At 65.9% G+C, this 13,092-nt stretch carries 8 protein-coding genes; 4 read left to right on the top strand and 4 right to left on the bottom strand.

All coding sequences use genetic code 11. From position 1 onward, the window contains the following. Positions 1-217: 217 nt before the first annotated feature. Positions 218-613 (bottom strand): hypothetical protein, encoded by a 396-nt coding sequence (locus F6Q13_RS15465; RefSeq protein WP_293058244.1) that lies wholly within the window; start codon positions 611-613, stop codon positions 218-220. 508 nt (positions 614-1,121) lie between these two features. Between F6Q13_RS15465 and F6Q13_RS15470 the strand changes: the two genes are divergently transcribed. After that, positions 1,122-2,609 carry a replication initiator gene (locus F6Q13_RS15470; protein ID WP_293058246.1) on the top strand — a complete coding sequence of 496 codons (1,488 nt, stop codon included), beginning with the start codon at positions 1,122-1,124 and terminating at the stop codon, positions 2,607-2,609. Positions 2,610-2,647: 38 nt separating this feature from the next. Here the strand turns inward: F6Q13_RS15470 and F6Q13_RS15475 are convergent, their stop codons facing one another. Beyond that, positions 2,648-4,087: a recombinase family protein gene (locus tag F6Q13_RS15475; RefSeq protein ID WP_293058249.1), complete on the bottom strand. Its 1,440-nt coding sequence runs from the start codon at positions 4,085-4,087 to the stop codon at positions 2,648-2,650. A 197-nt stretch (positions 4,088-4,284) separates the two neighbouring features. On the opposite strand from F6Q13_RS15475, the gene gjpA reads away from it, so the two are divergent. Together gjpA and F6Q13_RS15485 are read left to right on the top strand one after the other, a co-directional pair. Then, on the top strand, positions 4,285-6,702 hold the full coding sequence (gjpA, locus tag F6Q13_RS15480) for an outer membrane porin GjpA (RefSeq protein WP_293058251.1): 2,418 nt from the start codon (positions 4,285-4,287) through the stop codon (positions 6,700-6,702). 21 nt (positions 6,703-6,723) lie between these two features. After that, positions 6,724-7,548, top strand: coding sequence for a class I SAM-dependent methyltransferase (locus tag F6Q13_RS15485; RefSeq protein WP_293058253.1), 825 nt, complete (start codon positions 6,724-6,726; stop codon positions 7,546-7,548). 16 nt (positions 7,549-7,564) lie between these two features. Here F6Q13_RS15485 and F6Q13_RS15490 read toward each other — a convergent pair whose 3' ends face one another. Then, positions 7,565-9,322 carry an ABC transporter ATP-binding protein gene (locus tag F6Q13_RS15490; RefSeq protein ID WP_293058255.1) on the bottom strand — a complete coding sequence of 586 codons (1,758 nt, stop codon included), beginning with the start codon at positions 9,320-9,322 and terminating at the stop codon, positions 7,565-7,567. Further along, complete coding sequence (locus F6Q13_RS15495; RefSeq protein WP_293058258.1) at positions 9,319-11,091, bottom strand: ABC transporter ATP-binding protein; 1,773 nt, start codon at positions 11,089-11,091, stop codon at positions 9,319-9,321. Before F6Q13_RS15495 ends, F6Q13_RS15490 begins: the two co-directional genes overlap by 4 nt. A gap of 278 nt (positions 11,092-11,369) precedes the next feature. Between F6Q13_RS15495 and F6Q13_RS15500 the strand changes: the two genes are divergently transcribed. Further along, entirely contained in the window at positions 11,370-12,941 is a 1,572-nt protein-coding gene (locus tag F6Q13_RS15500; protein WP_293058261.1) for a PPE family protein, read from the top strand. The last annotated feature ends 151 nt before the right edge of the window (positions 12,942-13,092 follow it).

The raw sequence follows: 13,092 nt of genomic DNA on the forward strand, positions 1-13,092 counted from the left end.
TCCTGGAGTCCATTGGAAGATTAATAAAACGAATTAACGGCGCGGGACACTAGGTTGGCTGGGGTGCTGTGTTCGACTAAAATCACCTGGGCAACGGCCTGATCGGGTCTGGCTTGGACTTCGCGGCTGGGCTCGCGGCGCGGCGTACGGTAATCGATCACTGCATCTCGCCCTCCGTTGGTCGTTTAGGCGACCTTTGATTTCAGGACGGCCTCCGTCAGAGACGCTCGACCCGGTATCGGGCGTTGTCGATAACCAGCTGCCGTCGGTGGGAATTGCTGATCTTGTATTGCAGCGACCGCAGCAGCGGGAGCGCGTTCTCGTCATCGATGTTGGTATCGAACTCCGGCCCGGCACCGAGCAAATCGCTTCCCCAGCAGATCTCCGTGAGGAGAAGGGCGTGCGCCCAATCCAGGTCGCTGAGCGGTTCCTCATTTTCGATGGCAGCGCGCAGTCGATGCACCAGAGCGTCGAACTCATCGACAGTAGACGCGCCGAAAACCGGTACAAGCAAGGGCTTTCCGTACTTAGCCAAGCCGGAATACTCGTTGAGGCCGTGAAACATCAGCCGGCGTTCGTCCTCAGTTAGGTCGATCTCGACCAGCTCGCTCATCCGTTGATCCTAACGTCGCACGGTGTCGTCGAAATTGTCGGTCATGGATCGGACTGTAGCGGCCGTGGGCGACATGGCCGCTGGAGAACATCGGGCTGCGATTGTGAACCTCCCCCGGTTTTCCGGAGACTTTGATGTGCCCCGGGTTGCACGGAGTCGGTTTGCTTGATAGCAGTATGGAAACTCTTCACCGCAGGTCACGGCGGGTGTGGCGGCGCGTCGTGGTCATCGTGGCGGTGGTCGTGGTGGCCGTGGTCGTTGTCCAGATTCGCTGACGTGTCGGTCTGGGTCGGCGGCTGGTGGGGCTGATCGGGGTGCGGCAGGGCGTATCGGGTCGGTGGCGGCGGATGGCGGGCGTGCGCAGCGACCGGCGCGGACGGGAGCGCCAGCGGACGGAAGTGAAGGGAGCGAAGCGGAGCCCGCCGGGAGCCGCCACCGCGTTGAATTTGGCCTGTGGCGCTGGTGTCGGGCGGCGCGATGTGTCGGTGGGGCTGGCTATGTTGTCGCCATGGGTACGGGCATCGACAGCGGTGATATGGCCGCTGCGGGCAGCTGGGATGACGCGGTGGTGTCCCAGGCGGTGGCGCGGGCATCGTCGCCGGGTTTCCAGGCGTGGTGGTCGCGGGTGGCCGGGTCGGGGTTTTGCGCCCGCCCGGTGCATCTGCTCGGCGTGGGTCGCGACGGCGGCCTGCTGCGTGTGTTGGGGCGGTGCAAGAACCGGCGCGCGGCGGTGTGCCCGTCGTGTTCGCAGTTGTACGGCGCCGATACCTGGCAGTTGATTCATGCCGGGATCGCCGGCGGCCACCACGGGATACCCGAGGCGGTGGCCGGCCATCCAACTGTGTTTGTCACCCTGACCGCGCCGAGTTTCGGCCCGGTGCACACGATCGGTGACGGCGCGACCGGGCAGGCCCGTAAATGCCATCCCAGCAACGGATTTCACCGCTGCCGTCATGGCCGCCCGTTGTGGTGCGGTGCGATCCACGACGCCGCTGATGCACGGGTGGGTGAACCGCTGTGCGGCGACTGCTATGACTACAGCGGGCATGTGTTGTTTACGTGGTGGGCGCCGGAGTTGTGGCGGCGCTTCACCATCGCGTTGCGCCGCCACGTCAGCAGCGTGATCCGCGACGCCGGTGGTGACCCGTATCGGGTGCGGGTGTCGTTTGTGAAGGTGGTGGAGTTTCAGCGCCGCGCGGTGCCGAACTTTCACGCGGTGATCCGGCTCGACGGCCCACCCGCAGACGACGGGCAGCCGACCCCACCTCCAGCACACGCCGGGATCGACGCCGGCCGGCTGGCCGGGTTGGTGCACCAGGTGGCAGCGCAAGTATCAGTGGCGGTGCCCGCGCCGAACGCCAGCAGCGTGACGGTGCGGTTCGGCGCCCAAACCGACGCCCAACCCATCACCCCCGCCGGTGAGATGGGCGAAACAACCCGTGCTACAGCAGGATTGGACGATTCCGACAAAACCGCTGCTGGTGTTGGTCGCTCGCCGCGTCGGGTAGCAGCGTATCTGGCCAAGTATGTGTGCACGTCGGTGGCCGAGTTCGGGCTGGCACCGCAGCGCATCTCGCCGCTGGCGATCGAGGCCCTCGACGTGCGCGAGCACATCCGCGCCATCTTATCGACGCTGCGACACCTGGCGAGTCTGCCCGGCTACGGGCCGATGGTGCGCTGGTTGCACACCCTGGGGTATCGGGGGCATGTCACCTCCAAATCGCGGCGGTTCTCGACCACCCTGGCCGCGCTGCGCGCCCGCCGAGCAGCCTGGCACCAGCAGCACACCCACGCCGCTGAGCTGGCCCGCTCGTGCCCTGATGTTCCCGACGACAACCGGGTGATCGGGTGGCGGCTACAACACATCGGATACGGCAGCGATGGCGACCGCATGCTGGCCGTGTCGGCGGCGGTGCGCGCCCGCGAACACCGGCTCATCGCCCGCGTCGAGTACGCCGACCTCATCGCCGCCGACAATGACTGGGCCGCAGCCTAACCCGTCGTCAACCGTCATCGGATATGGCGCGGTCTGCCTTAGACCCGCCACACCGGTGCCACCCGGCCGATATCCAAGCTGCGCGCACCCGGTGTGCCCGGTGCGATGACCGCGTGATCCAACACGGCTTTGACGATGGCTTGCTGTCGACCCAAATCCAGCCCGCCCCACTCGGCGCGCAGCACGCCGCCGGTGCCGGCCAGCTCGTAGACCGCGGTGGTGTCGGTGGCAGCGGCGATATCACGGCGGGCCGCAGTAATGCGCTCGGTGATCGGTTCCCGCGCCGTGATCCACTCCCGCGCGGTAATGGCGCCGTCTGCGTAGAGTCCGGCCAGCTCATCGAGGCGCTCCTGATCGGCATCCACCTGGGCGGCCAACGCGGCGACATCGGCATCGGCGGTGGCTTTGCCCGCCAGCGCATCGGCCAGCTGTGGTGAATCCAGCCGGGCCAACACAGCCTCGGTCAACAGTTCCTCCACCGGGGCGGCGACCACCGTCAACCGGCCACACCCACCATGATCCGGCCCCTTCAAACACACATACCGGCGTGTCCGATTATCGCGGTTGCTGTGCCGTGCTTGGGAATACAGCCGGTTACCGCAACGCCCGCAGCGCAACATCCCCGACAGCAGGTAGGTGCGGGCGGTGCGGGTTTTGGTCACCGACCGGGCTGCCATGCGTGCCAGCACCCGATCACGCTCGGCCGGGGTGATGATCGCGGGCCATTTCGCCGCCCCGATCACCTCGCCCCGATGCTCCCGTAACCCGGCGATGCGGCCCGAGCACAAGATTTGGCGCACCGCCGAAGTCTGCCACGACTTCGCCACACTCGGGGCGATGCCGGAGTCGTTGAGCCACAACGTAAGTGAGCGGATCGACTGCCCGGCCAGATAACGATCCACCATCTCGCGCACCACCACCGCCTCGTCTTCGCGCAGCGTGATCTTGTCGTCCTCATACCCGAACGGGCGCACCGACCCATGCGGCAACCCCGCCTGCGCGTTGGCCAACATCTTGCGACGAATCCGCGCCGACTTACGGCCCGACTCCTTAGCGGCGAACGCAGCGAAAATCCGCGCCATGAACAGCCCGTCATCGTTACCCAAGTCGATGTCGGCGGTCACCGTCGCCACATCACGCACCCCCACCGACTCGCACAACGTGACGAACTCCTCCAACTCCACCGGACGCTGATGCAACCGATCCAAGTTGTAGACGATCACCGCATCCCGATCACCGGACGCCAGATCAGCCAACATCCGCGCGTATTCGCGGCGTGGCTTACCGGAAAACGCCGACACATCGTTATCCACATACTCGGCCCCGACCGGCCACCCCCGCTCAGCAGCCAGCTTGCGGCAATCCTCCAACTGCCGCGCCACCCCCAACCCCGTGCCCTCCGCATCCGAGGAAATCCGGGCATAAATCGCCGCCGAGCACACCCCAACACGCTGACCAGTGGTTTTGCTCACAGGCATGAGGGTAGATTACCAACACCTGACTTTTATTACGTCTGTGTGTGCCTGTATCGGCATCGGCGGAGGTTGACAACAGGGTCCACTCAGATGCAAATTAGTCGCATCAAAGTCGCCGCGGCCAAGTCCTCTCCTCCGACGGACCCGAAACGGCATGCAAAGCGCACGAAAGGGTCACTAAAGGGTATGGAGTCCACCCGATGAACCGTCGTCGTCTCAACCAGACCCTGGCCGCAGCGGCCGCTACACTGCCGGCCTGCGCCGCGCTGCCGGTGGCCCTCGCCTACGCCGACGCCGACCCGTTCGCTGATTTCACCAGCGCAGTTGGCGGAAGTTCCGAGGCGGCCGCTGTCGCATCCAGCCTCGATTCGACGTTGTCGGATGCCGATCCCGGCCTGGCCGCTGAACTCCAGGCATATGTGGCACACCCGTCGACCATCCCGGCGGCGGACCTCACGTTCAGCCCGCCCGCCGCCGAGTTCAACCTCCTGCCCGCGCCCGGCCTCGATGATGCGTTCGGCGTTCTGCTTCCCGGCGATGCCACCACGGCGCAGATCGCCGAAGCGGACGCGCTCGATGTCATCCTCTACCAGGGTTTAGCCGCCCAGGGCCAAACCGGCACCATCACCGCGCTGGACACCGAGGCCGGCATCCTGACGTCGGTCGTGGCTCCGATCAACGACTCGCCCTATACTCTCTTCGCTGAAAGCGTGGGCAACCCGACCGCGAACGCCGCCGTCTTGGACGCGAACATGTTCGCCGAAAACCCCGGCGTGGCCGCCGCATTCGCCGCGTATGTGGAAAACCCGTCGACGATTCCCAGCAGCGCCCTGGACATCACCGGCGTGCCCTCGGCCGACAACGGGTTCGCCGAGCTGCTGCCGGCGAACGCCACCGCCGCGCAGCTCACCGAAGCCACCGAACTGGATAACCTGCTCTACCAGGACTACTGGGCCCCGATGGCCGCCGAGGCGGGCTTCTATGTTCCCGTCGCGCAACCCTCACCGGTGCCGCTCGTCGGCGACGACCCGTTCTCCGACTTCGCGATCAACGTCGGATCGCCCGAAACCCAGTCCCAGGTATACAGCCTGGATCTGACCCTGATTCACGCCGACCAGCCCCTTGCCGCCGTGCTGAACGGCTACATCGACGGCACGTTGAGCCTGGTGGCAAACGGGCTGCAGACCGCACCTGCCGGTGACGACCCGTTCGTCGAGCTGCTGCCCGCCGGCACCTCGACGTCGTCGGCGAACTATATCGAGGCCGAAGATCTCGACAACGCCCTCTACACCGGGTTACTGGACAGCGGCCACTCCAACCTGGCCGGCACGCTCGCCACCGACGCGAGCACTCCGATATCCTCGTCCGCCCTCGCCCCGGATCCGTTCACGGACTTCTCAGCGCTCGTCTCCGCCGATGTCACCCCGCCCGGGGTGGCCAACCTGGACGCCATGTTCGCCGACACCGACCCCACGCTGGCCGAAACGTTCGCCGGGTATGTGCTTGACCCATCAAGCATCCCCACCACCGATCCGGCCGCGCCCTCTGCCGACCAGCCGTTCGCCGATCTGCTCGCGACGGCATCGGCACCCACTACGGCGCAAACCATCGAGGCGACCAATCTCGACAATGTTTTGTATGCCGACGATCCCTCCGTGGCCGGCACGCTGGGCAGCTACGCGACGTACTTGACGGACTACACCTATCCCACCTACACCGCACCGGCACCCTCGGTCCCCGTCGACCCGATCACCTTGTCGGGTCGGGACTTCAGCACCACCCTCGCCAACGCCCACGAGGTGTTCAGCGCCGCCGAGAGCGCGCTGAGCACGCTGTTTTCCGCTGACACGGCAGCCATTCCCGGGAACCTTGCGACCGCGCTGGAAGCTGCCGCGCTGCTCAACGCGCCCTCGGTGATCGACGCGAGCGTCACGGCCCAGACCCTTGGGGGCGTTTCAGAGGCGACGCTGGGCGGGCGGTTATTCCACGCCGAGGCGCCGGTCCCGATCGAGGCCGTGCACACCCAGGTCTACTCCGGCCTGCTCGGCGAGGGCTTCTCCGTGCCGGGCGGTACCGAAGGCGACGTGCTCGCCGCTCTGGACAATTTCGGCTCCTCACCGCTGAGCGGGGTCATCATCGGTTTTCTGGGCCCCGTGCTCAGCCCCGAGGTGGCGCTGCTCAACAGCATCGACACCGCCGTGGCCGACATCACCGCCGGGGACCCGTCGGCGGCCCTCACCGCGCTGGCGGACGCACCGGTCAACACGGTCAACGCGTTCTTCAACGGCGCCACCCTCAATCTCGACGCGTTCGCGCCGGCCTTGGAGTCGTTCGTCAGCGCCGGCGACAACGGCGGCGAGTCGATCGCCACGCTCAACCTCGCCCTGGGCGGGCTGTTCAGCCCCGGCAGCGTGGTCGACGGTGTCGGTGGTGTCGAGAACGGAGTCGGCGGCTCGATCCTCAACTCTGTGGGCATGGAGCTGCTCTTCCACGCCCCCGACGACGACGCCGGCGGCACCGTGACGATCACCGGGGACCCGGTGGGTCCGATCGCCGCTCTGGACGGTCTGGCCAATATCGTTGGGGAAGTGTTCAACGGCAATCTGCTCGTTCCGTAACTCCTGGCTCAGTGTGGCTTGATGGACAGGACCGTCCCCAATCTCGGCGAAGTCGGCGAGACGTTGCTGATTCCGCTCTATGCGCGGGCCTGTGACGCCGCCGCACGTCGCCCGGTGCTCGGTGATCGGCGAGCGCGGGAACTCGTCGCGGCCATCGACTACGATTTCACCCGATTCGGTGGTTCGTCGTTGTCCGGCTCGGTGTTTCGATCCTCGATCTTCGACGCCTGGGTGCGTGGGTTTGTTGACGACCACCCGGCCGGAACCGTCGTCGAACTGGGCACCGGGCTCAACACTCGCTTCGATCGCCTCGACAATGGCCGGATCCACTGGTTCGATCTTGACCTTCCCGATGCTATTGCCCTGCGCCGACGGTTTTTCCGCGACAGCCAGCGATGCCGGATGCTGGCCGGCTCGGTTCTCGACACCGACTGGTACGACGTCGTGGCCGCCGCCCCCGGGCCGTACTTGTTCATCAGCGAGGCCGTGTTGATCTATCTCAGCGCCGACGCAGTACACCGTATTTTCGGCCAGCTGTCCCACCGGTTTCCCGGTTCGTTGATCGCATTCGACACAGCCGGCACAAGGATGGTCGCCAACCAGGACCGCAACCGCTCCCTGGCGCAGCTCACCGCACGGCTGCAATGGGTCTGCGACAACCCCCGTGACATCGAGCGCTGGGGCCTGCGCCTGCTCGACACCCGAACGCTGGCGACCCCGCAGCCCCACCTCGCGGCGACCTGGCCGCGATCGCGTCGCTACGGCATGGCGGCGCTGGCGCGACTGGCGCCGGCTATCGTCAACACGTACAAGTTCAACCTCTGTGAGCTTGCGGCGCCGCAGTGAAATTCCCGGGGCGTCGTCAGGCTGGGGACCGAAGTTGCCAGCCGCGGGCACGCAGGCGTTCCTCCCAGAATCGGGCATAAGTTCCGCTGGCGGTGACCAGTTGGTCGTGGGAACCGCGAGCGGTGATCTGGCCGTCTTCAAGAACGAGGATTTGGTCGGCACCGATCACGGTCGAAATCCTGTGTGCGACAACAACGATAGTGTGATCTCGAGCCAATTCGGCGATCGCGCCCGCTACCGCGGCCTCGTTGACGGCATCGAGCGCGGCGGTGGCTTCGTCGAGTAGTACCACAGGCGCGTTCTTGAGCAATGCGCGGGCAATGGCGACGCGCTGCCGTTCCCCACCAGACAGCGCCGACCCGGCCTCGCCGACACGAGTCTGCCAGCCGTCGGGAAGCCGGTCGATCACCTCGTCGAGACGCGCGACGGCCGCGACACGACGCAGCTCGGTTTCTCCGGCAGCGGGATCGGCCATCCGTAGGTTGTCGGCGATGGTCCCGTCGAAAAGATAGGCGTCGTCGAAGACCGGCGCGATCAGGTGTGCGACCTTGCGGGTTCCGAGCTCCCGCACGTCGTGGCCGCCCAGCACGACACTGCCGCCGTCGACATCGAAAAAACGCGCGATCAAGCGCAGCAGCGTGGTTTTCCCCGAGCCCGACGGGCCGACGATCGCGGTGAGGCTGCCCTGCGGGATGACCGCATCGACACCTTTGATGACCTCGGCACCGTCGTTATAACCGAAACGAACACCGCGCAATTCGATGTCGGCACCGGTAGGTTCAGGTTCCAGGTCTGACTCAGGTTCCGGAAGGGGCGGTAGCGCCAGCAATTGGCGCACCCGCACGATCGCGTCCGCAGTGACTTGGACGTGCCCGGCCAGGTCACCCAGCTGAGAAATCGGGTCGATCATGCGCAACGTGATGATCAGCAGACCGACCATCGCAGGCACCGCCAGCTCCCCACGCAAAGTCAGGGCAACGCCGAACACGATGATTGCCATGATCACCAGCTGCATGGTGCCGAAGCAGACGACCAATCCCCATGCCCCGCGAATGGTGAGCTGGGACTGTGAGTGTTGTTGACGGGTAAGGGATTGTTCGATAGAGCCCAACGCACGGCGGTTGAGCACCCCGTAGGCCCGCAACGTCGGTTGCAGACGAGCGTATTCGACGATCCGGGAAGCGGTAGCGCCGCTGTCAGTTTCGTACTGGGCATCGTTGCGGTGCACGATGCCCATATACAGCCGCAGCGCCATTAGGCAGAGCAGCGCACCCAGAGTCAAGGCCACCCCGATGCGCCAACCAGTCAGATAACTGCCGATTATCAGGGTGGCCGGAGTGGTGATGCCGACGATCACGTAGCGGAGCAAATGTGCCGGGAAATCGGCGATGTCGACCGTGTCTTTGGTGACCAGACGTGCGACCGGTCCGGTGCGCTCAGACCCGAACCAGCCGAGCGGCAAAACGGCGAGATGATTGCCGATCCGGGCGTGAAAGCTGGTCAGCGCATCAGTGGCAACCTGGTATCCCAGTGAGGTGCTCCAGGCTAACAATCCGTGATGCACACCGACGGTCACGGCGATCGCCGCGATCAGTAACCACAAATGCCCCCACTGCGGGGGTCGGTGGACGACAGCGCCGAGAAAAGGGACGACTAACAGGAATCCCAGGCCCTGGACAACGCCTTGCGCAGCCAGCACGCCGAGCATGGTCCTCAGCCGGCGGCGCCCGCGGCCGTCGAGCAGATCCCAAAGGTATCCGATGATAATGCTCATCGTTTCCTCGCCAGCTGCTCGGCCACGCCGCGTTCGGCGTCCCTTTCCTGTTTCCACAGCCGGGCATAGACTCCGTCCTTTGCCAGCAGGTCGTGGTGCCGACCGCGTTCGACGATCCGTCCGCCGTCCAGCACGACGATGGCGTCGGCGCCCCGGATCGTGCTGAGTCGGTGCGCAATGACCAACACGGTCCGGCCGTGCGCGGCCTCGCTGAGCGCTTCTTGGATGCGGGCCTCGTTCTCCGGATCGGTGCTGGCGGTGGCCTCGTCGAGAACCAGGATCGGACGATCGGCGAGAATCGCCCGGGCAATACACACGCGCTGGCGCTCACCGGCCGAAAGCGCCGCGTCCTGGCCGACAGTCGAATCGAGGCCGCGCGGCAACTTTTCGATTCTGGAGAGAATTTGGGCTTTGGCGGCCGCGTCACGCACTGCCGCATCGTCGGCATCCGGCCGGCTCAGACGGATGTTGTCGCGGATGCTCATCGCCGAGACCAACTGCGAGTCTTGAAAGACGAACGCGACGTGGCGATACAACTCTGCGGGGTCGATGCAGCGCAGATCAGCGCCGTACAGTTGGACCGAGCCCGCACCCGGATCGGTGAACCGGGGAAGCAGCTTGGCCAAAGTGGACTTCCCCGAACCAGACGGGCCAATCAGCGCGGTAATGGTCCCGCGCTCGAGGCACAGGTCGACTCCGGTGAGGGCCACCGTGTCCCCGTAGCTGACCTGCACGCCACTGATCCGCACCACCGGACCGTCGGTCGTCGGATCCGGTTCGACCGGTTCGTCCGGAATGGAAAGCTCGGGAGTGGAAAGCAATTCGCCGATGTCGCGGTACACCTTCAGCGAGGTGACCAATGGGTGCACCGACATCAGCAGCGTCATCCATCCCGAGGTGATGACGGTGCCGAACACCAGAAACGCGATGAACTTCTCGACCGGAAGATCACCGTCGGCGGTGAGGATTCCTCCTGCTGTGGCGACGAACAGAAGAATGCTGGGCGGCGAGAGGAGTATCTCGGCGGTGACACTGGCAGCACTGGTCGATTTGGCCCAGTCGAAGAAGAAGCGCGCGAAAGACCGGGAAACATCTCGGAAACGCTGACTCGCTTGACCGGGTGTGCCGTAAGCCTTCACCACACCGATGCCGTTGACGAATTCCACCGCTGCGCCGTTGAGGCGCGCCAACCATCGCATGAACTCGGGGTATTTGGTGCCGGCGCTCGCCATCACACGGTGGTAGGCGACCAGTCCGGCGAACACCGGAAGCAAGGCCACCACTGCTATCGGCCAGTCCAGAGTGACCAGATAGACCACGGCGACCAGCGGCGGCACCGCGGCTGCGCTGAGGTCCACGATCGAGTGCGCTACAAGCCGGTGCAGCGCTGCGACGTCGTCTTCGACGGCCTTCTTGACGATGCCGGACGAGCGCTCGTCGAACCAGCTGAGCGGTACTCTGCTCAGCTTGACCAGCAGTTGGCGGCGCACCCGAAACGACACCCGGATGTCGGCCAGATGTGTCATGAAGCCGGCGGCGAACACGCCCAGTTGTTTGACCGCCAGCGCGGCGACTGCCACGAGGATGATCGGCCAGACATCGGTCGTGCCCCTCAGGAGCCGCTCGCTCACCACGACGACCGCGATCAGCGGCGCCATGCCGGCCAGCGAACTGATCGCTGAGAGCAGACCGCACACGAGAAGGGTTGCCCGAGCTGATTCGAGGATCGACCGCGACTGCCCGGGATCAGGCGTGGTGTGGGATCGCACGCTCCTCCTCCATCGCCAGCGGGCTTGTGACGTCCGGCAGCTCGGGGCACCCACGCTCAAGCTAACCCGACACTTGCAAGGTCTTCGCATCATTGTTGCAAATCGTCTGCGACAAGCCGATACGCCGGTTTAGGCTTACCCAGTCCGGCGATGGTAGCGCCCATCAGCGTCGATAGAACGAGAGGAAAGGATGAGGTCGCGATGACGATGCAGGTGTCTCCCATCTGCTGCACTACTCCGCCGGCTGCCCTGCGGCATCCGATCGGACCCCGGGCGCGGTGACCGCGCCGATCTGGACGGCTTTTCCGCCAGAGTTCCACTCGGCGCTGTTAAGTAGTGGCGCCGGACCGGGCCCATTACTGGCGGCGGCAGCAGCCTGGACAAGGTTGAGCACCGAATACGCCGACGCGGCCGGCGAGCTGACAGCACTGATGGGCTCGGTGCACGCTGAGGCATGGCAGGGCCACAGCGCCGAGGCGTATACGGCCGCCAACACTGCATACGTGGCGTGGCTGGCCCAGGCGGCCACCGACGCCGCCGCCACCGCCGCCCGGCAGGAAACCGCGGCCGGCGCCTACACCGCCGCGCTGGCCGCCATGCCCACCCTGGCCGAGCTGGCCGCCAACCACGCACACCACGCGGCGTTGCTGGCCACGAACTTCTTCGGCATCAACACCATCCCGATCGCGCTCAACGAAGCCGACTACGCGCGAATGTGGATTCAGGCCGCCACCGCCATGAGCACCTACCACCAAGTGTCCACCACCGCCCTCGCCGCAGCACCACACCCCACACCGGCCCCGCCGATCCTGAAATCGGCGGATCCCGCGACCGCCCCCGACCAGCCGCAAACGCTGCCCGGTTTCCTCCAGCAGGTCTACAACTACCTCTTCGGCGAAGCGCCCGGGGTGCACGGAAACGAGACGATCCAACAGTTTTTGTTCGGCGTGCCGCACGGCACCACCATGTCGTCGTTGCTGGCCACCGACATTGCCCAGGATCAGGCGATCATTGAGGCTATTGCGGGCTTCACCGGGGGTAATCCGGCTTTGCAGCCGGTGGCGACGATGATCAGCACGTCCGTCTTGGTGTTCGAACATATTCCGCTGCAGATTGCTCAGTTTTATATCACTTTTCCGGGGCTGGCGGCGCCCACGGCGGCCGCCCCCTTGACGGCGTTGCCGGGTCTGGCGGGCGGCGCCGCCGGTCTGTCCGGTCTGGCCGGGTTACACGGTCCGGACCTGGCGTCTGCCGGCGCCGAAGCGATCCTGCCTGCCCAGACCGCACCGACGGTTCTCATCACAGGCCCGGCCCCGGCGCCCACCGTCTCGGCCCCGGTTGCCCCGGCTCCGACTCCGGTGGCCACGGCACCCGCAGCACCCCCTGCACCCGGTGCCCCGCCGGCGCCGTCCACGGGTCCGGGCCCGTTTCCCTATCTGGCGGGCGGCTGGACCCCGATGAGTTCCCGAACAAGCGCCCAGGCCCGCGCCAAGCAGCGCGCCCCCAAGCCTGATCTCACCGCTGCTGCTCCAGCCGCCGCGGCAGCAACACGAGAACCGACGCGGGCACGCCGGCGCCGGCGCGCCAGGCGGGACATGCCCGATCACGGCTACGAATATATGGACCTGGCAGGCGATAGCGGCCCAGGTGGATCGCCGGCCGGTCCGAACGCGTCCGCGATCCCATCAGACCGGGGCGCGGGAACGCTCGGTTTCGCCGGGGTCGCTCAGGCCGTTGCCGAGGCTGCCGGGTTGACCACCCTGGCCGGTGACAAGTTTGGTGGCGATCCGAGTGAACCGATGCTTCCCCGCACCTGGAAGCTCGACGAATCCGGCGCGATGAACGAGTAAGGGAATGTCATGAGCGACCGTAGGCGACGGTGGGCGGTTCCGGTCTTCTCATCAAGTGTCGCTGCGGGTTTCTGGGCGCTGGCTTTGGTGGTCGGCCCGGTTCGTGCGCTGGCTGATGAGGCGGCGTTGATCATGGGCGGCACCGGCGACC

Source organism: Mycobacterium sp., assembly GCF_008709575.1.
GTDB lineage: Bacteria > Actinomycetota > Actinomycetes > Mycobacteriales > Mycobacteriaceae > Mycobacterium.